A 25434-nucleotide genomic window follows, 5' to 3' on the forward strand; every position below is an offset into this window, starting at 1 on the left:
CGACCGGGCCTACAACCGGTCTTACAAGTTCGGCTGGGCCACGAGAGCCCGGTGCCACGGGTCTTTAGACCCGTGAATCCCCGTCGCGAGAAGGCTGGCGGCACGGGTCTGAAGACCCGTGGCACAACAGATACCCAGAATCAGCAGGAGAGGTGGCGAGTCATATCGGTGCGTGTCGGTCGACCGCGCACTCATCCCGCGAGGTCGCGCGTGTCAGAGCCCGGTGCCGGTTTCGGTGGGACAGAGACCTGTTCGGCCAATCGGAACCGCAAGAAGCGGAACTTGATCGAGACCATGACCCCGCGCACCACCCAGTCGGCCAGCATCGTCCACCAAACGCCCACCAGGCCGTATCCCAGCGTATACCCGAACACATACGAGAGCGGGAGCCGCACCAGCCACCCGCCGACGATCGGGGTCAACATCACCCAACGTGTCTCACCGGCGCCACGCAGGGCGCCGGCGACGACCATGGCGAACGCCAGCGGCACCTGGATCAATGCCGCGACGGCGCAGAACTGCACGCCGAGCGCGATGATCTCAGATTCGTCGGTGAAGAGGCGCATCCATTGTTCGGAGAACAGATAGAACGAGGCGCCCAAGATGGCCATGAAGAGCGCCGAAATCTGCGTCGCTACCCACCCGGCCTTGCGGGCTCCATCGGGGTCTTTGGCACCGAGCCGTTGTCCCACCATGGTGGTGGCGGCCTGCCCGAATCCGAGTGCCGGGAGAAACGAGATCGCCTCCATGTCGATGCCGATGCGATGGGCGGCGATGGCGGCGGCGCCAAAACCAGCCAGAAAGCGGTAGTAGATCCCCTGCATGGTGTTGACCAAGAGGCGCTCACCTGCCGTGGGGGCACCCAGCCGCCAGACGGCCTTGGCCGCGCCCAGAGACAGGTTCCTGATCCCCGGGGCCCACAGGCCGCGACGCGTCGCGATCACCGCCAAGACCAGGGTTCCGATGGCCTCCGAGACGCCGATTCCCCACGCGGAGCCTGCCACGCCGAGTGCCGGGATGCCGAACTTGCCGAAGATCGTCGCGTAGGCGACCAGCACGTGGAGCAGGTTTACGCCCAGTGTCACGTAGAGAGGGGTCTTCGCATCACCCGCCCCCTGGAAGATCGCCGAGAAGACATAGAACGCCCCCGAGAACACGAGCGCAATGTAGTAGACATGGAGGAACCGCAGTGATTCCGCCAACATCGCCTCGTCGGCGCCCATCCAACGGCACATCTGGGGCGAGGCCAACCACAGGATCGCCGCCAAGCCCAACGAGACCAGACCGGCGAGCACGACCACGGCTCGTGCCACTTTCAGACGGCGCTCCGGCTCGTCGGCGCCGGTGTGATAGGCGATCAAGACCTGTCCGCCGATACCCAGTCCGCGCTGGATGGCCATCGCGAAGAAGACCGGAATCTGTGCCATGCCCAGACCGGCCAGCGCGATCTCCGAGAGACGACCGACCATCGCCGTGTCGACAATGGCCGCGCCGCGCGATAGGAGATTGGTCGCCGCCATCGGCCAGGCGAGCGCCCAAACTTCGCGGTGGAATCGCTCCTTTGTCGACGGCCCGTCGGACATGACGTGCCAAGTAAGCAATGGACAGCCGACAGCACAATGCCCCGAAGCGTGCATCGCTTGCGACGTCCGCACAAAAGCGCTTGCGCGGTCAGGAGCGGCCATGGCTTCGTAAGTCCATGGTTCGCCGTTTGGATCCCCAACAGTGGCCGGTTGTCTCGCACCGTCGGCTGTCCGAATGGCACAAGCTCGGCACGCGTAAGGGGCGGGCACAGACCGGGCTACTGTTGATTGAAGGCGTGCGTCTTGTCGGCGAGGCGATGCTGTCCGGTCAGGACGTCGAATGTGTGATGGCAGCGGATGACGATCAAGGTCTTGCCGGAATGCGTCATCTGGCCTTTCAAGTCGGGCAACTGCCAAAGTCCGTGCTGCGGGTGGCGAGGCGCGATTTCGAGAAGCTGGCGGACACGCGGCACGCCGCCGGTGTCGCCGCCTTGCTGCGATGGCATCCCCAATCTCTCACGGGGGTGCGCGTACCGCCCGAACGCGATTGTCGCGTGTTGATCTGTGATCACATTGCCGACCCCGGCAACCTCGGCACACTCATTCGGGCTGCGGCCGGACTGGGCATCGACCGGATCATCATCACGGCTGGCTCGGTCGAACTGACCAACCCCAAGACAGTCCGTGCCACGGCCGGCGCTCTGTTTCATCTTCCGGTGCACGATGGAGTCGACGCCCCGGAGGCCGCCAGTTGGTGCCGCGACAGTGGGTTGGCGATCCTGATCGCCGACGCGCATCGGGGCAAGATTCCCGATTCCGGACGGCCCGTCTCTCGGTGGGCACTCGTATTGGGCGGCGAGACGATTCCCCACGATCCGGTTTGGGGCACGATTCCCGCCGACAGACTGCATGTGCCGCTTCGGCATGGGGTCGAATCACTGAACGTCGCTGTGGCGGGGGCCCTTCTCATCGACCGCCTGACCCGTCACCAAGCAGGACATGGAGGGGTAAGGGAGCGATGAGACAATGTCCTGCAACCGCAGAGGCGGTATTGCGTAACTTGTCCGGGGGATGGATCGGACCGTGATGACACCTCATCGCCACAACCTATCGGCCGCCTTCCTGGGTATCGCGTGGGCAACAATCGTCCTGGGTGCAGGCGCGACAGAACCGTCGGCCCAAGTCGTCAAGATTCAGAAGCTGGGGGGCGGACGATTCATGTCCGAAAGCGTCCAGCAGATTCCCGTGCCGGGGATATCCAAGCTGCACCTGATTGGGTCGTCCAATCTCGGCGGAACGGTCACTCTGACTACGCGGCCGGTGGATTCGGTTCGCGTGGAGCTGGTCAAGGTCTTCCGCGTTCCCTCGGCCGACATGGCATACGATTGGGAGCGTCTGATCGCCTGCGATCTCGTGCTCTCGGATTCGATTCTGACGATCGACCTGAAGGCCCAAAGCAATGCCCCCTGGCAGGGGAGCGAGTGGTCCGCGCGTGCGGAAGTGACGGTCACCATTCCACCGGACTGGGACATCAATGTCGGCGCCCGGTTCTTCGAATTTGATCTGGCCGGACCGTTCGGCGCCGCCGTTGTCGACACCGAGTTCGGCCGTGTCAAGTTGCAGAGAGTGACCCGACGAACATCGGTGACCGGGTCGTACACCGCCATCGAGCTGGCCGAGGTACGCGGTGAAATCAGCGCCCAGACCAGCTATGCCGATTTGGAAGTCCGTGGCGCGATTTCCGCCGCCGAAAGGGCCGCGCGCCTCGTCAACACGTCGGGGTCGATTTCGGTGCGTGGTCTGGCCGGCGCCGTCGACGTTGAGACCGAGAATGCCCCCGTTACGCTGTCCGATCTGGTGCTGGTGGGATCGGAGTCCTCGCTGCGCGGGTCCAATGCCCCAATCGAGGCCGAGATCATCGAATTCGGTGATGCCCAGTTGGAAGTCCGCAACGGCAACGCGCCGGTCAGTCTGAAGGTGCCGCGCTCACTGTCGGCGCGGCTGAATCTTGTGGTCGGCATCGGGGGGCGAATCCACACCGAGGGGCTGATTGTCCAGACTCACCCCAATCAATTGCGGACGGGTCGCTTGGAAGGTGTCTGTGGCTCCGGTCAGGGCCTAATCGACGTCGACGTCAGTGGCTTCGGCCGGATCGACCTGACCGGGCGATAGGTACATCAGCCAGCTCGCCTCTTGTCTCCCCTCCCATTTCCTGTCAGCGGTTTTTGGGTCGCGCGATCGGGGCACTGATCTGATATTGCGACTGTCGGTGGCGGTCGGGCGTGGTTGCACTTTTGCCTTCACCCGCCCCCAGCAGGAGGGGAGAAGATGAATGTCGGTGGGCACGGTACCATGACCGAGGCGCGGCGGTCGCGGCGCCTCGTGTGTTGGTGCTTCGCGGCCGTGGTCCTTTGGCCGGGATGTTGTGCGATGGCCGGTGAGCTCTTCCCCCGCGACCGCGTGCTGTTGCCGTTCACGCCGGCGGCGATGGCACAGGGACCTTCGGCTTTGCGATTCAATCCGTCGGCGCTGGGGTCAGATCCCGAGTTCGCCCTGGATTACTATCATACATATTCAGATTCCTCATTCCATGGCAATGACGCGCTCTATGCCGCGCTGCGCGGCATCGGCGTGGCGATCGAATGGTATGGCGCCGACCGGACCCCGGCCGGGCATTCCTACACCATCGGGTTGGCGACATCCGCCGAGCGGGCGCTGGCCCTGGGATCGTCGTACCAGTGGCGGTCATCGGACGATCCGGTCCAGGACAAGTCGCATTTCTGGTCGCACGGCCTCTGGTGGCGGCCGAACAACCGCTTGGCCCTCGCGGTCGTGGTCGACAACTACAATCGCATGAAGGTGCACGGCGAACGCTCCGATGCGCGGTTTGCCTATTCAGCGGCATGGCGGTTTCTGGACCGACGGTTGACCGTGGGCGGCGATTGGTATCAGCAGACGTCGGAGGCGTTGTTTGACGGCACCTATCGTGTCGGCGCCGCCTGGGAGGTGACCGATGGCCTGACGCTCTATGCCGATGTCGGCCGGGATCGGAGCTACTCGCTGGGCGGACGTCTGAACCTGACGAGTTTCCTCACCGGATCGCACGCGACCTTTGACCGTCACGATGGCTGGCGCGGTGGTGTGGCCTGTGCGGGAATCCGTTCCCAGCGGCAGCGCCCGCTGGTCCACGTCCGCCGCGAAGTCGTCCATCTGGATCTGACCGGCGCGATTCCCGATCGCCGACCGCCCCGACTCCTCTTTGGTCGGACCCCGTATACGACATGGGATTGGATCGATATGCTGGGCAAGGCGGAGACCGATCCATCCATCCGCGCTGTTGTTCTTCGCATCCAGGATCCCGAACTGGGTTGGGCACGCCGGCGGGAGTTGCGTCAGGCGCTGGCCCGTGTGCGCGCCGCGGGGAAATTCACGGTGGCCTATTGTGACGGCAACATCACGAACAGTGAATACTATCTGGCGACGGCCGCGGACCGCATCGTCGTTCCTCCGGTCTCCACGGTCGATCTGGTCGGGCTCAAGTCCGAAGTGGTCTTTGCGACGCGTCTGCTCGGCAAGCTTGGTATCGTCGCCGACCTGGAACACGTCGGCGAGTACAAGACCGCATCCGACCTGTTGACGCGGACGGACATGTCCCCGGCCCACCGTGAGGCACTCAATGCACTGCTGGACGATCTCGATTCGTGCTGGGTCGCGGAGATGGCACAGTCGCGCGGTGTGAGCAGCGAACGGGTGCGCGCGTGGATCGATCACGGACCGTACGTCTCGGTCGATGCCCGTGGCGCGGGGCTGATCGACGAGGTGATCTATGCCGACCGTCTGGACAGCCTCGTGCGCGCATGCGCCGGTCCGGTCTGGGGGCACGTTACGCAGGCACAGTTGGCGGGCCGACATTATGCGACGTCAGCGTGGACCCATCCGCGGGTTGCGGTGGTTTTCGCCTCCGGCTCCATGGTCGAAGGGGTCGACGGCACCGCGCCGCTCTGGGGCGATGTCATGGGGGAACGGACGATCGTTCAGGCGATTCGCCGTGCCGCCGCCGACCGCCGCGTCAAGGCGATCGTGCTGCGCATCGATTCGGGCGGCGGGTCGATCTTTGCCGCCGATGCCATCTGGCGTGAAGTGGCGCAGGCCAGAGCGAAGAAACCGGTGGTGGTGTCATTGGCCGACGTGGCAGCCTCCGGGGGATACTACATCGCCTGTGCCGCCGATTCGATCTTCGCGCAGCCGAACACCATCACCGGATCGATCGGTGTGATCGCCGGCAAACTGGATCTCTCGGGGCTGTACGACAAGGCGGGTCTGGATCGTGAGGTCCTGACGCGGGGGCCTTACGCCGCGATGTACAGCGCCGGTCGCGCGTTCGACTCGACCGAACGCGTCGTCGTCCGCGATCAGATGCTGAGGGCGTATGGGCGCTTCGTCTCCATCGTGGCTGCCGGGAGACATCTCGCCGAGGACTCGGTGGACGCGATCGGGCAGGGACGGGTCTGGTCCGGAACCGCGGCGTGTGGCCGGGGACTGGTGGATCGCCATGCCGACCTGCGTGAGGTCATCGCGGTGGCGGCCCGTATGGGAAGAATCGAGTCTGGTGACGCGATCGGCATCCAACTGCTGCCTCGGCCCGAATGGCGTCTGTTTGATGCCGGTCCGCTCGCGCAGACCAATGGGCTTGGGTCGATGGGCGGGTTCCTGCGGTCTGCGCTCGGCTCGTTCCCGCTGACCTCGTGGATTGCGAGTGATGCCAATGTGCGGTATGAACTGCCGTACTCCATCACGGTGCGCTGATGCCCCATCACATTCACATCATTCGCCCTTCTGCCTGCTTGTGTTCGGATCGCGATCGCGCTATCCTGCCGCAGTCGACCCGCGCGGGAGATTGTGCCCATGACCAGACTGGCGATCACGACCGATCCACATATCTGCAAATTCACGATCCATAATGTACCGGATCGACCCGGCGTCGCGGCGGATCTGTTCGGCCGCTTCGGTGCCGCGGGGATCAATATCCTGCTCTTGGCTTCGGCCGGATCAGCCGTGGGTCGCAGCGACGTATCCGTGACCGTCGGCGCCGACGATGCGGTGCGGCTGGCCCGCCTCTTGGAATCAGCCCGGGCCGAGCTTTCGGCCCAGAGCGTGAGCGAGCGTCATGATGTCGCCGCGATCAGTTTGATTTCCCAAGAGATGCGTCGTCTGCCCGGAGTGGCGGGGCGGATGTTTCGGGCGTTGTCGGCTCATGGTATCAACATCGACATGATCACGGCCGCCGACGCCGCTGTGACATGCGTGATCGACGAGCGATTTCTCGCATCCGCCCAGAAGGCACTCCAGCAGGAGTTCCGCCAGGAGCTTTCGGTCCCTTGACCGACTCCATATGGTCGTCAAATCCAGCGGCTGTTGATGCATCTGAGACAGTTCTCTTGTCCCAAACCACAGTAGCACCTGATTCTATCTTGTGGTTCAATGGGTTAGCCGGGATTGTCCCACTGGCACCGGTCTTGCTTTCGAGTATGCGCTGCTGATGTTGCGTGGAGTGACCAAAACGAAAGGAGCACGGACATGGGACGATATCGCGCTTTGACGATCACGATTGCACTAACGGCGGCCAGTGTACTCGTCCTTGGCTGCGGTGCAGAGAAGAAGGAGTCTGAGACTGCCGCACCAAAATCGGGGACGCAGGCCAATCAGGCCGCGCAGCCGTACGCCATTGATTGGTGCATCGTTTCGGGTGAGAAACTGGGCGGGATGGGCGCCCCGGTGAGCTATCAGCATCAGGGGCGCGAGCTCAAGTTCTGCTGCAAGGGATGCATCAAGGACTTTGAACGCGAGCCGGCGCGCTATCTGGCCCGCTTGGATTCAGCCGTCGCCGGACAGATCCAGCAGCCGCACGTCGAAGAAGAAGGCCACGGCGGCTGATCACGTTCGACATCAATCACCCGATCGGGCGCGGGCGAGCGCTGCCTATTGCCTTGTGACCGGTCGGGTTTGTGCATAGTACACGCCTGCGATGATGATCGCCGCGTATCCGGCGACCGCGATCGTCAGTTCCTCTCCCAAGAGCGCGTACCCCGCCAACGTGGCGACGATCGCCTCGAGGAAGAGAAACATGCTCGTGTTCATCGCGGAGAGGCGCTTCAGCCCCGCCGCCCACCAGTAGTAAGCCAGCCCCGACGGCACGATGCCGATCAGGATCGTCAGCCACCACGCCTGAGCCGACATCGCGCCCGCCTCGCGTCCCAAACGTCCGGCGCCGAGTCCGAGGAAGAAGACAAAACCCATCGTCATGTGGATGGTCGCGATGGCCAGCGGCGAGTAGCGGATCAGGCGCGACTTGGTCATGATCGTGTACAGCGACCAGGTCAGCACACTACACAGTGCCAATATGTCGCCCCAGTTGTGTACGAACGACAACCGTGCCGGATTCCCCCGGGTCGCCAGAAACAGGACGCCGATGACGGCGATCAACAGTCCGATCACCTGGCGCCATGACACCCGTTCCCGCAGAAACACCCAGCCGAGCAGTCCCGTGACCGGTGGAATCAACGTCAGAATCCACCCGGTGTTGGTCGCCGAGGTGAAGCGCAGACTGTTGACCTGGATCAACTGGTGGGCGATGATGCCGACGGCGCCAGCGCCGAGGACAATGCCGAGGTCACGCCGCGCCAGCGACAATCGCACCCGACCCATGAGGCAAAGAGCGAGTAGGATCGCTGCACCGATTCCCAATCGCAGGGTGAGGAAGACGACCGGCGACAACGTCCGCAGGACAATCTTGGCCAGCGGAAAATAGACGCCCCAGGCGGTGATCGCCGCCAGCGAATAGAGCACGCCGAGCCACGAATCGCGGCGGGATGTGGTCATGGACAGGTCAGTGTCGGGTTTTCCCGATCCAATGCCCAGGCCAGGCGATTGTTGAGGACGTATTCGCGCGTGGCGTGCAGATCGTCGTCATTACGGATGACGTGTTCGTAGTAGTTGCGTTGCCAGACAGGTTGGCCAGGTGTTCCGCGGAAGGCGTTGATCCGTTTGGTTGTTGCCCCTTTGAAACCGCGCACGATCGCGCCGATGGTTTGCGACGGCGACGCAAGGCGCGGCGTAGGGGCGTATTGCAATACGCCCCTACGGTCGGTGATGAAGACAATCGCGTGGAAGTGATTGGGCATGACAACAAACGTGTCCGGCGCGACCTGCGGACGGAGCGTAGGTGTGTGAAGCCATTCGTCCTCCACGATCCGTCCCGTATCATTCAACCGCATTGTCCCATCAACGATCTCCCCGAATAGGCATCGCCGGTCCTGCGTGCAGATTGTGACGAAGTATGCGCCGGATTGGGAATAGTCATACTCGCGGAGGCGTACCGACCGACGACGCCTAACGGCTGGACTTTCCTTCGTCTTGTTCGTCACGTTAGATCCGTAGGGGCGCCCCTGTGTGGGCGCCCATGTTCGTGGGGAGTGTCATGAGGGCGGACACACAGGTCCGCCCCTACGATCGTCACAATCCCGTGGACGTGATTCGGCATCACCACGAATTCATCTGGCGCCATTTGGGGGAACTTCGCCGGCAATTCCGACCATCACCGTTCGACCATCCGCCCGGCATCATTCGAGCGCATCGCACCGTCAACGATCTCACCGAACAGACACCGCTTGTCTTGCGTACAGATCGTGACGAAATAGGCGCCGGCTTGGGAATAATCGTATTCAGGCAGGCGGAGAGAACGACGGTGGAGTTCTTCGTTCGCGGTCACGCCTCTCCGCCATTGCCGTTCCCCCCATTGCCATTCCCGTTTCCGTTCTCCTCTTCGGACGTCACCACGCGGGCGACGTCGATCACCTTGTCGCCGGAATCGAGGTGGATGAGGCGGACGCCCTGGGTGGCGCGGCCCATGACGCGCACGGTCGACAACGGCAGGCGGATCACGATGCCGTTTTGCGTGATGATCATCAGTTCATCATCGTCGACGACTTCCTTGATGGCGATCACCATGCCGTTGCGTTCGGTGGTCTTGATGTTGATGACGCCCTTGCCGCCGCGGTTGGTGAGGCGGTACTCGGCAATCTCGGAGCGTTTTCCATACCCGTTCTCGGTGACGGAGAGCAGCGTTGAGGCGCGTTTGACCACGACCATGCCGATGACCGAGTCGTCTTCCTGCAGTGAGACGCCGCGCACACCATAGGCGGTGCGTCCCATCCCGCGGACATGCTCCTCGTGGAAACGCACGGCCAGCCCGGCGCGGGTGGCGAGGATGATTTCATTGGTTCCATCGGTGATTCCGGCCTCGATCAACTCGTCGTGTTCTTCTTCGGGAAGATCGATCGCCGCGATACCGCCCTTGCGCGGGTTGCCGAAGGCGGAGAGCACGGTCTTCTTGATCGTCCCCTTGCGCGTGGCCATGACGATGAAGTGCTCATCGTCGAACTTCTTCACTGGGACGAAGGCGGTGATCTTCTCCTGGGGGCCCAGTTCGAGCATGTTGGCGATGTTCTTCCCGCGAGCCAGCTTGCCACCCTGAGGGACCTCATGGACCTTCAGCCAGTAGCAACGTCCGGCGGTGGTGAAGAAGAGAATGTAGTCGTGGGTCGAGGCGATGAACAGGTGCTCCACGAAGTCGGATTCTTTGGTGTCCATCCCGCGCACGCCACGGCCGCCGCGTCCCTGGCGCCGATAGGCCGAGACCGTCAGGCGCTTGATGTAACCCTCATGCGAGATCGTGATCACCACATCTTCTTCGGCGATCAGGTCTTCGATCGAGAAATCCTCCACCGCCTCGATGATCTCGGTGCGACGCGCATCGGCGAACTGCTCTTTGAGCTCCACCAGTTCGGCATGCACGATCGCCATCCGCCGGGCATGGGAAGCCAGAATCCCCCGATATTCCTCGATCGCCTTGATCAGGGCCAGATACTCATCCTCGATCTTCTGGCGTTCGAGTCCCGTCAGCCGTTGCAGGCGCATGTCCAGGATCGCCTGCGCCTGAATCTCCGAGAGCTTGAACTGCTCGATCAACCCGGCCTTGGCCTCGGCGGGTGTTGCCGAAGCGCGGATCAGCTTGATGATGGCATCGAGATGGTCGAGCGCGATCTTCAGTCCCTCGAGGATATGGGCGCGTTCCTCGGCCTTCTTCAGATCGTATTCGGTGCGCTTGCGGATGATCTCGTGGCGATGTTTGAGGAACTCCTCCAACAGCCGACGCATGGTCAGCACACGCGGCACGCCGTCGACCAGGGCGAGGTTGATGACGCCGAAGGTGACCTGCATCTGCGTATGCTTGAACAGATTGTTCAGCACGGTCTCGGGGATGGCGTCGCGCTTGAGCTCGAAGACAATCCGCATGCCGTCGCGGTCGGACTCATCGCGTAGGTCGGAAAGCCCTTCGATCTTCTTGTTGCGCACCAGCTCAGCGGTGCGTTCCAGGAGATTGGACTTGTTGACTTGATAGGGAATCTCCGAGACGATGATGTTCTGTTTGCCGTTCGGGAGTGTCTCGATGTTGGCGCGTGCGCGGACGGTGAGTTGGCCGCGTCCGGTACGGTTGGCGGCGGCGATTCCGGCACGGCCGACAATCAATCCTCCGGTGGGGAAATCGGGCCCTTGGATGTGCGTCAGCAGTGCATCGTCGTCGATCTCCGGATCATCGATCAGGGCGCAGAGCGCATCTGTGATCTCGCCGAGATTGTGCGGCGGGATGTTGGTCGCCATGCCCACCGCGATACCGGAGGAGCCGTTGCACAGGAGATTGGGGAAACGTGAGGGCAGGACCGTCGGCTCATCGAGCGTATTGTCGTAGTTGCGAACAAAGCCGACCGTCTCCTTCTCCATGTCAGCAATCATCTCCATGGCGAACGGCGACAGCCGTGCCTCGGTGTACCGCATCGCCGCGGCGGCATCGCCATCGACCGAGCCGAAGTTCCCCTGCCCGTCGACCAAGGTGTAGCGCATGTTGAAGTCCTGCGCCATGCGCACCAAGGTCGGATAGACCACCTGCTCGCCGTGGGGATGGTAATTCCCCGAGGTGTCGCCGCAGATTTTCGCGCATTTGCGATGGGCGGCGCCGGGATTGAGGTTGAGATCGTTCATCGCCACCAGAATGCGCCGATTCGACGGCTTGAGGCCATCCGCCACATTCGGCAGCGCCCGTTGCGTGATCACCGACATCGAGTAGTCGAGGTATGACCCCTTCATTTCCTCTTCGAGGAAGACGGGGACGATCTTCTCGCGTTCCAAAGCCATGTGGTCCTCCAAAACACCCGTTGGCAATGGACCGAAGGCCCCCGGCGGAGGGACCCAAGTCCATTGGAATCTTTAATTTAGGTGAACCTGCGGAGCGGTGCAATGGGGAACTTGTCCGCGTGCAGCTCCCGAGTTCAGGCGTGCTCGGCATGCGCGAAAAGGCTGGGACTGCCCCAGGATGGTTCGTATCATGCTTGCTTCCGTCCGGCGCCGTTTCGCCTCGCGGAGACAGGGGATTGATCATGCAACTGCAGGCCACGATCAGCAACGAAGAGGGCTGGAAACGAACGATCACGATCGTCGTCCCGGCGAATGAAGTCGAGACGGTCTATGTCGCCACGACCGCGAAGTACCGCCAGAAGGCGAAGATCCCCGGCTTCCGTCCCGGCAAGGCGCCGGAGAAGATGGTCACCCAGCGGTATGCCGACGAGATCCGTCAGGAAGTCCTCGAGACAGTCGTCCCGGAGGCCTTCGACGGAGCGCTCAAGCAGTTGGCGCTCGACCCGATCGGCTCCCCGACGTTGTCGGCGGTCAATCTCGAACGCGGCAGCGACCTGACGTTCGAGGCCGAAATCGAGATACGACCACAGGTTGAGATCGTCGGCTACAAGGGCCTGAAGCTCACCAAACAGATCTATGAGGTCACCGACCAAGATGTCGATTCGGCCTTGGAATCGGTTCGCGACGGGGCCGCGACAACGACCGAAGTGCAACGGCCGGCACGTGAAGGGGATGTCGTCACCTGCGACCTGCAGAAGATCTATGATCGGCTCAACCGGGTGAAACGGACTCAGTTCAACGACGTCAAGATCGAATTACGCAACGACCGCACCCGGCCGCAGTTGTACGCGGGGCTCAATGGCATGGCAGTCGGCGAAGGCAAGGAGATCGAAGTCACGTATCCGGCCGATGAGCCCGATCTCGACTTGGCGGGGAACACCTTGCTCTACCGGGTCTGGCTGAAATCGGTGGCGCAGAAGAATCTGCCGGTGCTCGATGATGAGTTCGCCCGTTCGCTGCCTGGCGACAAGGTCGAGACGCTGGCCCAACTGCGGGATGTCATTCGCAAGGATCTGGAACGCCGCATGGAAGGCGCGGCGATGAAGGACCTGCGCGCCCAGGCACGGCGCGGCGTGGTCGAGGCCAATGCGTTCCCGATCCCCGGCAACTTCCTGCAGGAATACCTCGACGACGTGGCCAACCGTTTGAAGGCGCAGGATCCGTCCATCACGCCCGAGACCGTCCGCACCCGGTTCGAGCCGCTGGCGGTGGAGCAGTTCCGTTGGGATTATGCCGTCTCCGACATCGCCAAGCGCGAAAACATCAATGTTACCAAGGCCGAGGTCAACGCGATTGTCGAGGCCTGGCCGCCGCAGGCCCAGGACCGACCTGACTCGGCGAAGGTGCACTGGTCGCTTCTGGAGATGAAGATCTACGACTTCCTGTTGACCAACGCCGAGATCAGCGAGAGCCGTTTCAATCCGGCGGCGCAGATCATCCGGCCGTAGAGGGGTGTTTTAGGTCCCTCCCAAGTGACTGGGTATACATGGCCGCGATCAGATACCCGCACATGTCATCCCGAAGCGAGGGATCTGCTGTTTCATGAATTCCCTCACCCGATCCGCCTACGGCGGATCGACCTCTCCCAATGGGAGAGGTTATCCCGTACCATTGGTGATTCAAACGAACGTCTGCCTGTGCCGATGATATCAAGACAGGGGGAGGCAGACGTTTCCGCGACCCATCCGGCCTGGATGCCGGATACCAATCCGCAAGGAGACTCAACACCATGACCTTGATTCCCATCGTGGTCGAACAGACCGGGCGCGGCGAACGCGCCTATGACATCTACTCGCGGCTGCTCAAGGACCGCATCGTCTTCATCGGCACGCCGATCGACGATCAGATCGCCAACCTCGTGATCGCCCAGATGCTGTTCCTCGAAGCCGAGGACCCGGAAAAGGACATCTTCCTGTATGTGAACTCCCCCGGCGGGATCGTCTCTTCCGGGTTGGCGATTTATGACACGATGCAGTTCATCAAGCCGGATGTCGCCACGACCTGTGTCGGCATGGCGGCCTCGATGGGCGCGGTCCTATTGGCGGCCGGGGCGCCGGGTAAACGCGCGGCACTTCCGAATGCGCGCGTGATGATCCACCAGCCATGGGGCGGCGTGCAGGGCCAGGTCTCCGACATCGAAATCCACGCCAAGGAGCTGTTGAAGCTCAAGGAGCGGCTCAACCAGATTCTGGTCAAGCACACCGGTCAGCCGCTGGAAAAGATCGAGCACGACACCGACCGCAATTTCTTCATGTCGGCCGAAGAGGCGAAGACCTACGGTATCATCGACGACGTCTATGTGAAGAAGGCATCGAAGCCGAAGTCGTCGTAGCGTCCCGGCACCATCCGGCGCACACAGGCCCCTTGGATCGCGACCCGAGGGGTTTCTGCGTGACACCGGGCGCGATTTCCCATTGTCGGTTGTCGCGTGGATCATGGTATATTGGGCAACGGCGCATTCTCCCCTTCCATGGTCGCTGGCCGACGCGACCGTGATGGGTGGTGTCGTGCGTCCAGATGGAGGGTGACAACAATGCCCCCGAGAAAACCGCGATCACGTGGCTCCAAGCCCCCCGCCGGAAGCGGCCCACAAGATCCATCATCGCCGGACAGAAAGGCAGACTGGCGCGATCGCTGCTCGTTCTGTGGGCGGGAACCGGCGCGCGCCCGGAAGTTGTTCTCCGGCTTTCAGGCACTGATCTGCGAAGAGTGCGTGCGCACATGCTACCACCTGCTGACCGAGGGTCAGGCAGAGGATGCCGGTGATGCGCCTTTGCGCGAGGAGCTGCCGCGTCCGGTCGAGATCAAGGAATTCCTCGACCAGTACATCATCGGCCAGGAACGCGCCAAGAAGATCGTCTCCGTGGCGGTCTACAATCATTACAAGCGCGTCTTCTATCCCGAGTGGCAGGAATCGGTTGAGCTGGAGAAGTCCAACATCCTCCTGCTCGGTCCGACCGGGACCGGCAAGACGCTGCTGGCGCGCACGCTGGCGCGACGGCTGGAGGTGCCGTTCTGCATCGCCGATGCCACCGTCCTCACCGAGGCGGGGTATGTCGGTGAGGACGTCGAGAATATCCTGGTCCGGCTGCTGCAGGCCGCCGACTACAATCCGCGCCGCGCCGAACGGGGGATCGTTTACATCGACGAAATCGACAAGATCGCCCGCAAGGATGCCAATCCCTCGATCACGCGCGATGTCTCCGGCGAAGGGGTGCAGCAGGGGCTGCTGAAGATCCTCGAAGGCACGGTCGCCAATGTCCCGCCCAAGGGTGGACGCAAGCACCCGGAGCAGGCGTTCGTCAAGGTCGACACGCAGAACATTCTGTTCATCTGCGGCGGCGCCTTCCACGGTCTCGAAGAGATCATCAACAGGCGCATCGGCAAGAAGAATGTCGGGTTCCACACCGACCCGGCCTCGCTGGCGGCGTTAACGACTTCCGACGTGCTGGCACGGGTCGAGGCGGAAGATCTGCTGCAGTATGGTCTGATTCCGGAGTTGATCGGGCGGCTGCCGGTGGCGGCGGCCTTTGAGGAGTTGGACCGCGAGGCGCTGTTGCGCATCCTCACGGCGCCGAAGAATGCGCTGGTCCGACAGTATCAGGCGCTCTTCGAGATGGAAGGCATCGAGCTGGCCATCGAGCCGGGGGCATTGGACGAAGTGGTAACGCGCGCGCTCAAACGCAAGACCGGCGCCCGCGGGCTACGCTCGTTTCTCGAGGGTGCCTTGCTTGACATCATGTATGAGCTCCCCTCGATTCCCAATCTGAAACGTGTCGTGGTGACCGCCGAGGCGATCCGGGGTACCGCCAAGCCGGTCTTGGAGTTTACCGCCGGGAAACGGAAGTCGGCGTAGCAGGTTGCGGAAGAAATACGAGAACCGCGTATCGTGGCCACCAATGTCATCCTGAGCGAAGCGAAGGATCTGCTGTTTCTTCCCCTGAAGGTAACAGCGGATTCTCGCCCGCCTTTGGCGGACAAGCCCGCCAAGGAACGGCGGGGCTCAGAATGACATGGGACGCCCGTCTTCATCAACCTGTTAGGTACGGACGGGACCTCGTGCGCGTCTGACCATGGAAGCCCGCTATCTGACGAGCGTCTACAACGCCGCCGATCTGCCCCGCGACCGCAAAGTCGAGATCGCGGTCGCCGGGAAGTCGAACGTGGGGAAATCATCGCTGCTGAATCGGCTGGTCAAACGGCGCGGCCTGGCCAAAACATCGCAGACACCGGGGAAGACCCGATGCCTGAACTACTTCGTCGTCGAGCCGGACAAGAGCGCGTCGTTCTATCTCGTGGACCTGCCGGGATACGGCTATGCAAAAGTGTCGCAGACGATGCGCAAGGACTGGGCGGGATTGATCGAAGCGTATCTGAATGAACCCGACCGTCCGGCGGGGCTGATCGCTCTTTTCGATGCGCGGCGCGAACCGACGTCGGTCGACGAGGACTGGCTGGCGTGGCTGGGTCTCTGGGGGCGGCCATTCCTGGTTGTGCTGACCAAGTCGGACAAGGTATCGGGTAACGCCCGTGCCCAGGCGATCCGGCGTTGGACGCTCGCCGGACCGGCGGGGGCGATCGCGCCGGTGACCGCCTCGGCCTTGACCGGCGAGGGGACCGACAAGATCTGGCAATGGATGGACGGCGTGCGCCGGAGACGACCTGGGTAGGTCAGGAGCCCTGCCTGCGGTGAGCAAGGCCGAACCGTGCTCCTGACGCAGGTGAATCATGGAAGCAGCCGATGGAGCGCATCGCATGACATCACGCAGATCGAGAACACCGGTCATTGTATCGGTGAACAAGGGGCTTAAGCCCCTTGTCTGCCCGTTCGTGCCGAGACCGAGTTGGGTTGTGGGACCGACCCAAGGAGCGCAGTGATGCCGAATCGCGTGGTGCTGGGTGCCCAGTGGGGCGATGAAGGCAAAGGGAAGATCGTCGACATATTGGCGGCGCAGGCCGACTGGGTCGTGCGCTACTCGGGCGGCGCCAATGCGGGGCACACGGTCAAGATCGACGATCATCGCTTTGCGTTGCATCTGGTCCCCACTGGGATGTTGATACCGTCGGTTCATTGCCTGATCGGCAACGGCGTCGTGATCGATCTGCCCTGCCTGTTCGCGGAACTGGATCAACTGGCCGGCGAAGGAATCAAGATCGCAGGGCGTCTGCAAGTGGCGGCCAATGCGCATCTGGTGCTTCCCCATCACAAGTTGCTGGAAGCCCAGGCCGAGGAACTGTGCGACGATGCCGCCCGGATCGGCACCACGATGCGCGGGATCGGCCCGGCCTATGCCGATAAGATCGCGCGACGCGGCATCCGCGCCGCCGACCTGGCCGACACCGACCGTCTACGCCAGCGTCTCGATGCGGCCATTGGATACTGGGATCGGGTCAGCCATGGCTGGCTGTCGCAGAAGGGATGTAACGTCGAAAGTGTTCTGGCCGAGCTGCGTCCGCATCAGGCGCGTCTGGTCCCGATGCTGACCGATGCCTCGCTGGCGGTGCAGAGCGCGATGCACGGTGGAAAGTCGATTCTGTTCGAAGGGGCGCAGGGGACACTGCTCGACATCGACTTCGGCACCTATCCCTATGTCACCTCGTCGAACACGACCATCGGCGGCGCGTTCACCGGGCTGGGGATTCCGCCGCGCGCGATCGATCAGGTGATCGGCGTCGTGAAGGCGTACACCACGCGGGTCGGCCGCGGGCCGTTTCCGACCGAGTTGACCGATTCGGTCGGCGCGTTGCTCCAGGAACGCGGGCTGGAGTATGGCACGACCACTGGGCGCAAACGTCGTTGTGGATGGCTCGATCTGGTCGCGCTCAAGTACGCGGTGCGGATCAGCGGCATCACCCACATCGCGCTCACCAAGCTCGATGTCCTCGACACGCTCGCCGAGATTTCGGTCTGTGTTGCATATGATGACAACGGCACGATCTCGCCGGAAGTGCCGATGGATCTGTCCCGCCTCGATCAAATCACACCGATCTACCAGCGCCTCCCCGGCTGGCAATCTCCGAGTGTCGGTCTGACCAACTGCGACCGTCTCCCTGACCACGCGAAGCAGTACCTGCATTTCATCTGCGACACGCTCGGCGTCGAACCGCTCATGGTTTCCACCGGCGCCGGCCGGGAGGAGACGATTGTGTGCGGGTGACGGCGATGTGCCGTCTTGCCTCCACGCATCGCTGGCGGGCTGACCCGCACGCAGCCCTCCCCGGTCATTCTCAGCGAAGCCTCGCTCGCAGAGCGGGGGTGAGGCGTAGAATCTGCTGTTTCTTATTCCCCTCCGAGAAAGAAAAAGCAGATTCCTCGCTGCGCTCGGAATGACAAGAGGTTGTGTTCCGGTGGTTTTCGGGCCTTGGATTCTTCGGGTCCCAATGTGCCGGTCAGCTCCCATGCCAACGGCCGCATCACGCTCGCCCTTTTCGCAAGCAACTCCCCCTGTCATTCTGAGCGAAGCCCCGCTCGCAGAGCGGGGGTGACGCGAAGAATCTGCTTTCCCTTCAAAGCAGCAACAGCAGATCCTTCGCTGCTTTCCGCGCTCAGAGAGCGCGGAATTCGCTCAGGATGACATTGGGTTTTTGTGGACCTCGGTTGGGAGGATCACACGACATACGATCCGGCGTCACGATGCACCGCGTCGGTTGCCGACGATTGGGTACGCATGGAATCGACGACACAACGCAGGCCGTCGCGGAATGGCACCGACGGCGACCAGTGCAGAAGTCGCTGGGCCTCGGAGGGGTCACACAGGAGGCGTTCGACTTCGGAGGCGGAGGGGCGGACGCGCTGATCTTCGCTGACGATCTTCAACGACCGTCCGACCAGTTCGCCGGTCGTCTTCACTATATCGGCAATCGACGTTTCGATTCCGGTGCCGATCTGCAATTCGATTCCCGGCGGCAGATCGGGCGCGGTGGCGGCGGCGAGGAAGCCGTTGACTGTGTCGCTCACATAGAGGAAGTCGCGGGTCGGATGGGTGGAGCCGAGCCTGACTTCGTCTCCCGCCAACGCCTGACAGACAATCGTGGGAATGACCGCGCGGGGCGATTGACGCGGCCCGAATGTGTTGAAGGGACGCAGAATCACGACCGGCAGATCAAAGGAACAGGCGTACGATTTGGCCAGCGCATCGGCGGCGATCTTCGAGGCCGAATAGGGCGATTGCGCCTGGCGGGGATGATCGAGCGTGATCGGGATCGTGCGCGCGGTGCCGTAGACTTCGGAGGTCGAGGTGTGAATCAGACGCCGCACACCCAGATCGCGGCAGGCATTGAGAACATGCAGCGTCCCCAGAATGTTGGTCTGCACGTAGTCGGTCGGATTCTGGTACGAGAAGGGAATCGCAATCAGGGCGCCGAGGTGGAAGACGATTTCGCAGCCGTCGACCGCCCGACGCACCGCCTCCGGATCTTTGAGATCGCCTCGGGCGATTTCGATCTTCGCGGCCTGATCCGGGGACAGTTCGGCCAGATGTCCGAGGCGATTCTGCGAATCATAGCGCAGAAAGGCGCGCACGTGTGCGCCCTCGGCAAGCAGCCGCTCGACCAAATGCGAGCCGATGAATCCGCCCGCGCCGGTGACCAGTACACGAATGCCATCCAATTGCCGCACACTACTCCTTTCGGCAGTTGACCGGCGTCGCTCGACTGCGGATCGTGCTCAAGGTGAAGCGCCACCAGCAACCGGGTCGGTGCGGAATAGCCGCCAGCGATTGAGCTGCCGCGCCAGATGAGCCCGGTAGAGCCACGCGGCTCCCAACGCCAATCCGCCCCCGAGAACCCAGCCACCGAGCATGTCGAGCGGATAGTGGATGCCGAGATAGACCCGCGAATACGATATCAACACCGACAACGCCACCAGCGGCCAGAGCCAACGGCGATATAAAAGGCCGAAGAAGATGGCGGCCGCCATCGTGCTGGTGGCATGGCCGGACGGGAACGCGAGCGTTTTACCGCAGCGGTAGAGCACGCGTGCCCCCGCCACGACATGGCAGGGACGCACGCGACCGACCAACGGCTTGATCAGGTGTGAGGCGAGCTGGTCGGTCGTGATGATGAGCAGAATGGCGATCAGCACAGCGCTGCGCCCTTTGCCGCCGCCGAAGATCGCCAGCGCCAGCAGACCGACCACGATGACGGGCAGATAATAGCGCAGCTCGGTCGCAATCGGCATCAGCCAATCCAGAACCGGATTGGCGGCGCCGGCGTTGAGCTTCAGGAATAGCCAGGTGTCAATGTCGGTGAGGGTGTGGATCATGGTGTGACCGGATGCGCGATGTGGCCCTGACGTTCGTCAGGGGTGACGTTCAAGTACACCCTGACCAAGGTCAGGGCCACAAGAATCTGGCGAATCATTTCACCTCAGAGAATTTCCCGTTCGCCCAAGCTCAACTCGACGCCGCTCGGTGCCAGTTCGGCCAAGCGTTGGCAGAGGGTCGTGACTTTCGACAACGGCACCTTTGCGGTCCCGTGTGCACGGGAATCATACGCGCCGGGGACCAGATGCACACCGAATTGTCCCAATGTGTGGAAGACAACCCCTGTGCGGTCAAAGTCGAAGTCGATCGTCACATTCTGCACGACCGTGCGCGTGGTGATCGTGGCCGCATCGATGGCGCCACGGGCGGCGGCGGCATAGGCGCGCACCAATCCCCCGGTGCCGAGTTTCGTCCCGCCGAAATAGCGGGTCACCACACAGACGACATTCTCCAATTCCGCCCGGCGGAGTTCATCGGCAATCGGTCTCCCGGCTGTCCCCGATGGCTCTCCGGCATCGGATGAGCGTTCGATCAACGGCTCCGGTCGACCCAACCGGTAGGCCCAGCAGTGATGAGTGGCATCGGGGTAACGACGCTGCCGCAGCGTCAGGATGGAATCGGCATCGGCGGTTGTCGCCACCGGCGCCAGATGGGCGATGAACTTCGATCCTTGCACCAGGAGAGAGGCGTCGGCTGCTGCGTCCACCGTCCGAAGGGCATCGCTGTCAACCGTGCCAGGGCGCGACATGCCGCATGATAGCGAATGGACACGCCGCCGTCATCTGGCCGTTGATCTCTGCAGGAGGTATCGGGTGATTTCAGTATGTCTGGGACGATGTCCCCGGCGGCCGTCGCACCTGCATGAGCATCCAGGCGAGGACGAGCAATCCGACCACGAGGGCTAATGCGAACATCACGAATGGTCCCCATTGCATGCGCACCGGCTCGACTGATGCACCGGAGTTGGCCGACAGCGTGTGCAGGCGCCAGCTTTCGCGCTGCAGCACCAGACCGAGCGCACCGGCCAGCGCGGCGACCAGAGACGTCCAGCGGACCCATGGGATGAATCTCGCGGTGACCGACTGCCGTGCCCACAACAGCGCAAAGCCGATGATCGACAGCAGGCCGGACGTGAGAAGTAGTCGTTTGCCGTTTTGGCCCCAACCGTCGGATGTGAAATCGGAGACCAGCGCCCAGATCAACACGAACGCAGCTCCCGCCAGGGAGGCCCACTTCGCGCCCGATGGGGTTGCGCCGTCGCGTCGCCACAGGCGGCCGAACCATGTCGCCCACGCGGCAGATGCGATGAACGCGACGCCGCCATATCCCGATAGTCGTCGCGCCGCCAGCGCGTGGGAGATGCGATCGGCCCAGGGACGGGCGGTCAATGATTGCAGATGGTTCCAGGAATAGGTGAAGCCGATGGCGAACACCATCAGCATGGCCAGGATGAGGTATCCCTTCCCGGAGGCCGAGGGTCCACCGGCCTTGTCCCAGCGGAAGCGCGACAGATAGAGGGCATAGAAACCGATCAGGAGGTAGGCGATGATGGCCAGCCAGGGGAAACCGATCTTGATCGACGACGAGTAGAAGGATTTCCCGTACAACACTTGCACAAACAAGAGCGGTGCGACTCCTGCCGTGATCGTCATCGAGAAACCGAGCACGCCGGCGCGGTGCAGACGCTCGGGATCATACGACGGCCGTCGCCCCCACTCGGCACCCGCCTTTGCCCACAGCGCCGCCACCAGGAGTCCGAGGAATCCGATGTGCAGAACAAACGTCAGCCCGAACAGGAACTGCAGAAGTTCGACCGGCGCCGGCAGCGCCATCGGATCAGGAGGAGTCATTGCCCCGCCTCCCTCTGACTCACCGTCGCCGACCACTGCGCCGACCGCAGCGTCGACAAATAGGCGACCAGATCCTCCAGATCGGCGTCAGTTCCGGCGAAAGGCGGCATGAAGCCGCGCAGCCGCTGCAATTGGCGCGTGTTGTCGCGGATCATCTCCGGCGTCCACGACTCGACCAGCGGACGAATCGCATTGTACCCGTCGATCGTGTGGCAACGCCCACACTGGCCGCGGAAGATCAGACGCCCGCGCTCCACCGGGGACAGACGGTCGGGATTGATCCCCTGCGCGATCACCGGCTGCGTGGCAAAGAAGCCGGATTGGTTGATGGTCTGCATCTGCGCCTGGGTCAGGCCGTTGGCGTACATGTAGCCGTACACGACATACGGTTTGCGCATTCCCTCGCGCATGTACTCCATCGCCCCGGTCGCAATCAGGGCAATCGCGGTGAGGAGAAGCGCTGTTTCCAGATGCACCGAGCGGCGGTTCTTGAGCAGGCCCCAGTACGCGTATAGACCGATCAGGGTCGAAGCCACCAAGCCGAACATGAAGAACATCGTCATCGCCACCGCCCCGCCCAAGACCAGACGAGTCGCCGGAGCGGGAGAAACGGCGAAGAACCAGATCGAGACGGGCAGCATCAGCGCCAGCGGCACGAGGAAGATCGAGCCCTCGTTGATGACATGACGCCGCTTTTCGACCTCGTCGCCCGGCTTGATGTTGGCCACGACGGCGATGAACAGCCCGGCCAGCGCCAAAGACGAGATCGTGCGGAGAACCAGCGACGGCCAGACTCCCGGATTGAGCCAGCCATCCCAGAATGAACGGGTTGTCAGCCAATCGCCCGGCGTCAGCATGAAGGCCAGGATCCCATTGATGATAAGCAGCGAGCCCCAGGCGGCGATCCCATAAATGACCCCGATCCTCACGTGTGTCTTCGGGTCCATCCGATCCCAGTAGAAGTAGTAGATGTAACCCGAGAGAATCTCCACGATAAAGAAGACCCACTCGGTCGCCCAACCCCAGACGAATTGACGCAAGAGCAAAGCGATCGTCTCGGGTGAGATCAGCCCGACGACGAACCAGATCCCGACACCGGTGATCGCCCCGGCGACAAACGAAAAGAGGATCAAAAAGCGGGCATACCGACGCAGGAAGTCCAACAGGATGGTGTCGTTGCGGCGGAGCGCCCGTGCCTCCAGCCACGGGGTCGCAATGCCGAAGCCGACGGCGAACTGGGCAATGACGACATGGATGATCGCCACGACCGCGATCAACGTCGACGGTCCGAAGGGTCCCAAGTCGAAGATGGGATAGTCCATATGCCCCGGCCAGAATCCCGCGGTCACAGCCCCATGGCGGACCGGCCGCAGGACCATGGGTGCACAAAAGCACAAGAAGCCGCAAGGGGAAAATCGCCGGGAGGGACGGTATGAAGGAAAATCACGCCGGAGGAGTTGACACGGGACGAGGGAAGGCGGATATTTCGTCATGTGGTGGAATGTAGGAATAGTCCATGCGTAATCTTGCCGCCATCGCCCGGGCGCTGGCCGATGAGACCCGGATTCGCGCCTTGCTGGCGTTGCAGGGTCGCGAGTTGTGCCTCTGTCAATTGATCGAACTGCTGGGGCTGGCCACATCGACGGTGTCCAAGCACATGGCGGTGCTGCAGCAAACCGGGCTGGTGCATCGCCGCAAGGTCGGGCGATGGGCGTATTTCCGTCTTCCCGGCGATGAGGCGCCGCAGGTGGTGCAAATGGCACTTGTGTGGGTCCGTGAGAACGCGGCGAAGGACTCTACGGTGCGAGAAGACACCCGGCGCCTGCGAGAGATTACCCGAGCGGATCAGGAGGCCTTGTGCCGTCGTCAGCGTCCCCGTCCCCTTTAAGAATCCTCTTTCTCTGTACGGGCAACTCCTGCCGCAGCCAGATGGCCGAGGGGTGGGCCCGTCATCTGAAGGGCGATGTGATCGAACCACACTCGGCCGGTGTCGTGGCCCATGGGCTCAATCCCATCGCCGTTAGGGTCATGGCGGAGGTCGGCGTGGACATATCCCATCACCGCTCCAAGCCGTTGAGCGGGCTTGCGGGAATTCGCTTCGATGGCGTGATCACGCTGTGCGACCATGCCCACGAATCTTGCCCGGTATTCCCCGGCCGGGTCAAGACGATCCACCATGGCTTCGATGACCCGCCGCTATTGGCCGCCGGCGCGCGCACGGAAGATGAGGCGCTCGCTCACTACCGGCGCGTGCGCGATGAGATTCGCGAATTCGTGCAGTCTCTGCCGGATGCTCTCCTGAAACCGGAGCCGGGAACTCATGGCGATCACTGACCCGCACGCACCCGCAGGACGGCGGAATCTGTCCTTCCTCGACCGCTATCTGACGGTTTGGATCTTCCTGGCCATGGCCGTGGGTGTCGCTTCCGGTTACCTGTTCCCCGGCATCGTTCCGGCGCTGAACCGGTTCAATGTCGGCACGACCTCGATCCCGATCGCGATCGGTCTGATCCTGATGATGTATCCGCCGTTGGCCAAGGTCCGGTACGAAGAGATGGGACCGGTCTTCCGCAACGTCAAAGTGCTCGGTCTGTCGCTGGTTCAGAATTGGGTCGTCGGACCGATTCTGATGTTTGGACTGGCGGTTCTGTTCCTGCGCGACCGGCCGGAGTACATGGTCGGCTTGATTCTGATCGGTCTGGCACGGTGCATCGCCATGGTCATCGTCTGGAATGACCTGGCGTGTGGGGACACCGAATACTGCGCCGGTCTGGTCGCCTTCAATTCGATCTTCCAGGTCTTATTCTATTCCGTCTATGCCTATGTCTTCATCACCGTGCTGCCGACCTGGTTTGGTCTGTCCGGTGTGGCGGTGGACATTACGATTGGCGAAATCGCCAAGAGCGTCTTCATCTACCTCGGCATTCCGTTCCTGGCAGGCATCATTACACGCTTCACGCTGATCAAGGCAAGGGACAAGCGCTGGTATCACGAGAAATTCATCCCCAGGATCAGTCCCATCACCCTCATTGCCTTGCTCTTCACCATCATTGTAATGTTCTCGCTCAAGGGCGAATACATCGTGCAGCTTCCCCTCGATGTCGTCCGGATCGCGATACCGCTTCTGATCTACTTCGTCCTGATGTTCTTCATTTCGTTCTTCATGAGCCGGAAGATCCATGCCTCGTATGGCCAGACAGCCACGCTCAGTTTCACGGCCGCCTCGAACAACTTTGAGCTGGCGATCGCGGTGGCGATTGCGACCTTCGGCATCAACCATGGCGCGGCGTTTGCGGCCGTCATCGGCCCGCTGGTCGAGGTCCCGGTGCTGATTGGGCTGGTGAATGTCGCGCTGTGGCTCGGGCGCAGATACTACGCCCAGATCGCAGCGGTGCGTGCAAAGCACGCACCCTACGCCTGTAGGGGCACGGCGTGCCGTGCCCGCACAAGGGGCTGAAGCCCCTTGTCCGCAATCCCACGTTGTAT

22 protein-coding genes and 1 pseudogene are annotated in these 25434 nt (G+C 62.4%); 13 read left to right on the forward strand and 10 right to left on the reverse strand.

The window, feature by feature from the left end; genetic code table 11:
* Nucleotides 1–191: 191 nt before the first annotated feature.
* Complete coding sequence (locus AB1792_08420) at nt 192–1583, reverse strand: MATE family efflux transporter (protein MEW5702238.1); 1392 nt, start codon at nt 1581–1583, stop codon at nt 192–194.
* Between the two features lie 128 nt (nt 1584–1711).
* Here AB1792_08420 and AB1792_08425 point away from each other — a divergent pair, with 128 nt between their 5' ends.
* From AB1792_08425 to AB1792_08445, 5 genes are all read left to right on the forward strand, one after another.
* Complete coding sequence (locus AB1792_08425) at nt 1712–2545, forward strand: RNA methyltransferase (protein MEW5702239.1); 834 nt, start codon at nt 1712–1714, stop codon at nt 2543–2545.
* 64 nt (nt 2546–2609) lie between these two features.
* A complete protein-coding gene (locus AB1792_08430) occupies nt 2610–3695 on the forward strand; it encodes a hypothetical protein (protein ID MEW5702240.1) in 1086 nt (361 codons plus the stop codon).
* A 156-nt stretch (nt 3696–3851) separates the two neighbouring features.
* Nucleotides 3852–6329: a signal peptide peptidase SppA gene (gene sppA / locus AB1792_08435; protein MEW5702241.1), complete on the forward strand. Its 2478-nt coding sequence runs from the start codon at nt 3852–3854 to the stop codon at nt 6327–6329.
* A gap of 99 nt (nt 6330–6428) precedes the next feature.
* The gene (locus AB1792_08440) at nt 6429–6905 is read left to right on the forward strand and encodes an ACT domain-containing protein (GenBank protein ID MEW5702242.1); all 477 of its coding nucleotides are present in this window, start codon (nt 6429–6431) and stop codon (nt 6903–6905) included.
* 195 nt (nt 6906–7100) lie between these two features.
* The gene (locus AB1792_08445) at nt 7101–7457 is read left to right on the forward strand and encodes a hypothetical protein (protein ID MEW5702243.1); all 357 of its coding nucleotides are present in this window, start codon (nt 7101–7103) and stop codon (nt 7455–7457) included.
* A 45-nt stretch (nt 7458–7502) separates the two neighbouring features.
* Here AB1792_08445 and AB1792_08450 read toward each other — a convergent pair whose 3' ends face one another.
* The 4 genes and pseudogenes from AB1792_08450 to gyrA form a co-directional block, all read right to left on the reverse strand.
* Complete coding sequence (locus tag AB1792_08450) at nt 7503–8402, reverse strand: DMT family transporter (GenBank protein ID MEW5702244.1); 900 nt, start codon at nt 8400–8402, stop codon at nt 7503–7505.
* Entirely contained in the window at nt 8399–8947 is a 549-nt protein-coding gene (locus AB1792_08455; GenBank protein ID MEW5702245.1) for a transposase, read from the reverse strand. Before AB1792_08455 ends, AB1792_08450 begins: the two co-directional genes overlap by 4 nt.
* 74 nt (nt 8948–9021) lie before the next feature.
* Nucleotides 9022–9291, reverse strand: a pseudogene (locus AB1792_08460) (hypothetical protein).
* A complete protein-coding gene (gene gyrA, locus AB1792_08465; GenBank protein MEW5702246.1) occupies nt 9288–11774 on the reverse strand; it encodes a DNA gyrase subunit A in 2487 nt (828 codons plus the stop codon). Before gyrA ends, AB1792_08460 begins: the two are co-directional and overlap by 4 nt.
* Before the next feature lie 242 nt (nt 11775–12016).
* Between gyrA and tig the strand changes: the two genes are divergently transcribed.
* The 5 genes from tig (at nt 12017) to AB1792_08490 (ending at nt 17992) form a co-directional block, all read left to right on the forward strand.
* Nucleotides 12017–13282, forward strand: coding sequence for a trigger factor (gene tig, locus AB1792_08470; GenBank protein MEW5702247.1), 1266 nt, complete (start codon nt 12017–12019; stop codon nt 13280–13282).
* Nucleotides 13283–13563: 281 nt separating this feature from the next.
* On the forward strand, nt 13564–14166 hold the full coding sequence (clpP, locus tag AB1792_08475; GenBank protein MEW5702248.1) for an ATP-dependent Clp endopeptidase proteolytic subunit ClpP: 603 nt from the start codon (nt 13564–13566) through the stop codon (nt 14164–14166).
* 201 nt (nt 14167–14367) lie between these two features.
* Entirely contained in the window at nt 14368–15690 is a 1323-nt protein-coding gene (gene clpX / locus AB1792_08480) for an ATP-dependent Clp protease ATP-binding subunit ClpX (protein MEW5702249.1), read from the forward strand.
* Nucleotides 15691–15907: 217 nt separating this feature from the next.
* Nucleotides 15908–16504 carry a ribosome biogenesis GTP-binding protein YihA/YsxC gene (yihA, locus tag AB1792_08485; GenBank protein ID MEW5702250.1) on the forward strand — a complete coding sequence of 199 codons (597 nt, stop codon included), beginning with the start codon at nt 15908–15910 and terminating at the stop codon, nt 16502–16504.
* A 207-nt stretch (nt 16505–16711) separates the two neighbouring features.
* Nucleotides 16712–17992, forward strand: coding sequence for an adenylosuccinate synthase (locus tag AB1792_08490; protein ID MEW5702251.1), 1281 nt, complete (start codon nt 16712–16714; stop codon nt 17990–17992).
* Between the two features lie 449 nt (nt 17993–18441).
* Here AB1792_08490 and AB1792_08495 read toward each other — a convergent pair whose 3' ends face one another.
* The 5 genes from AB1792_08495 to AB1792_08515 all read right to left on the reverse strand — a co-directional run bounded on the left by AB1792_08495 (nt 18442) and on the right by AB1792_08515 (nt 23327).
* The gene (locus AB1792_08495; protein MEW5702252.1) at nt 18442–19452 is read right to left on the reverse strand and encodes an SDR family NAD(P)-dependent oxidoreductase; all 1011 of its coding nucleotides are present in this window, start codon (nt 19450–19452) and stop codon (nt 18442–18444) included.
* Between the two features lie 48 nt (nt 19453–19500).
* On the reverse strand, nt 19501–20097 hold the full coding sequence (locus AB1792_08500) for a phosphatase PAP2 family protein (protein MEW5702253.1): 597 nt from the start codon (nt 20095–20097) through the stop codon (nt 19501–19503).
* Between the two features lie 104 nt (nt 20098–20201).
* Nucleotides 20202–20846: a YigZ family protein gene (locus AB1792_08505; GenBank protein ID MEW5702254.1), complete on the reverse strand. Its 645-nt coding sequence runs from the start codon at nt 20844–20846 to the stop codon at nt 20202–20204.
* 70 nt (nt 20847–20916) lie between these two features.
* A complete protein-coding gene (locus AB1792_08510; GenBank protein MEW5702255.1) occupies nt 20917–21948 on the reverse strand; it encodes a hypothetical protein in 1032 nt (343 codons plus the stop codon).
* Entirely contained in the window at nt 21945–23327 is a 1383-nt protein-coding gene (locus tag AB1792_08515; GenBank protein MEW5702256.1) for a cytochrome ubiquinol oxidase subunit I, read from the reverse strand. The genes AB1792_08510 and AB1792_08515 overlap by 4 nt, the downstream gene beginning before the upstream one ends.
* A 137-nt stretch (nt 23328–23464) precedes the next feature.
* Here AB1792_08515 and AB1792_08520 point away from each other — a divergent pair, with 137 nt between their 5' ends.
* Genes AB1792_08520 through arsB form a run of 3 tightly spaced genes read left to right on the forward strand, consistent with a single transcriptional unit; the run spans nt 23465 to nt 25405 of the window.
* Nucleotides 23465–23836: a metalloregulator ArsR/SmtB family transcription factor gene (locus tag AB1792_08520; protein ID MEW5702257.1), complete on the forward strand. Its 372-nt coding sequence runs from the start codon at nt 23465–23467 to the stop codon at nt 23834–23836.
* Complete coding sequence (locus AB1792_08525) at nt 23806–24282, forward strand: arsenate reductase ArsC (protein MEW5702258.1); 477 nt, start codon at nt 23806–23808, stop codon at nt 24280–24282. Before AB1792_08520 ends, AB1792_08525 begins: the two co-directional genes overlap by 31 nt.
* On the forward strand, nt 24269–25405 hold the full coding sequence (arsB, locus tag AB1792_08530; GenBank protein MEW5702259.1) for an ACR3 family arsenite efflux transporter: 1137 nt from the start codon (nt 24269–24271) through the stop codon (nt 25403–25405). The genes AB1792_08525 and arsB overlap by 14 nt, the downstream gene beginning before the upstream one ends.
* The last annotated feature ends 29 nt before the right edge of the window (nt 25406–25434 follow it).

The organism is Candidatus Zixiibacteriota bacterium (assembly GCA_040752595.1).
Lineage (GTDB): Bacteria > Zixibacteria > MSB-5A5 > WJJR01 > WJJR01 > JACQFV01.

Coding starts and splice junctions, on each gene's coding strand:
- AB1792_08420 (MEW5702238.1), bottom strand. CDS start 1,583: ATGTCCGACGGGCCGTCGACAAAGGAGCGATTCCACCGCGAAGTTTGG.
- AB1792_08430 (MEW5702240.1), top strand. CDS start 2,610: ATGACACCTCATCGCCACAACCTATCGGCCGCCTTCCTGGGTATCGCG.
- sppA (MEW5702241.1), top strand. CDS start 3,852: ATGAATGTCGGTGGGCACGGTACCATGACCGAGGCGCGGCGGTCGCGG.
- AB1792_08440 (MEW5702242.1), top strand. CDS start 6,429: ATGACCAGACTGGCGATCACGACCGATCCACATATCTGCAAATTCACG.
- AB1792_08445 (MEW5702243.1), top strand. CDS start 7,101: ATGGGACGATATCGCGCTTTGACGATCACGATTGCACTAACGGCGGCC.
- AB1792_08450 (MEW5702244.1), bottom strand. CDS start 8,402: ATGACCACATCCCGCCGCGATTCGTGGCTCGGCGTGCTCTATTCGCTG.
- gyrA (MEW5702246.1), bottom strand. CDS start 11,774: ATGGCTTTGGAACGCGAGAAGATCGTCCCCGTCTTCCTCGAAGAGGAA.
- tig (MEW5702247.1), top strand. CDS start 12,017: ATGCAACTGCAGGCCACGATCAGCAACGAAGAGGGCTGGAAACGAACG.
- clpP (MEW5702248.1), top strand. CDS start 13,564: ATGACCTTGATTCCCATCGTGGTCGAACAGACCGGGCGCGGCGAACGC.
- clpX (MEW5702249.1), top strand. CDS start 14,368: ATGCCCCCGAGAAAACCGCGATCACGTGGCTCCAAGCCCCCCGCCGGA.
- yihA (MEW5702250.1), top strand. CDS start 15,908: ATGGAAGCCCGCTATCTGACGAGCGTCTACAACGCCGCCGATCTGCCC.
- AB1792_08490 (MEW5702251.1), top strand. CDS start 16,712: ATGCCGAATCGCGTGGTGCTGGGTGCCCAGTGGGGCGATGAAGGCAAA.
- AB1792_08500 (MEW5702253.1), bottom strand. CDS start 20,097: ATGATCCACACCCTCACCGACATTGACACCTGGCTATTCCTGAAGCTC.
- AB1792_08505 (MEW5702254.1), bottom strand. CDS start 20,846: ATGTCGCGCCCTGGCACGGTTGACAGCGATGCCCTTCGGACGGTGGAC.
- AB1792_08510 (MEW5702255.1), bottom strand. CDS start 21,948: ATGACTCCTCCTGATCCGATGGCGCTGCCGGCGCCGGTCGAACTTCTG.
- AB1792_08515 (MEW5702256.1), bottom strand. CDS start 23,327: ATGGTCCTGCGGCCGGTCCGCCATGGGGCTGTGACCGCGGGATTCTGG.
- AB1792_08520 (MEW5702257.1), top strand. CDS start 23,465: ATGCGTAATCTTGCCGCCATCGCCCGGGCGCTGGCCGATGAGACCCGG.
- arsB (MEW5702259.1), top strand. CDS start 24,269: ATGGCGATCACTGACCCGCACGCACCCGCAGGACGGCGGAATCTGTCC.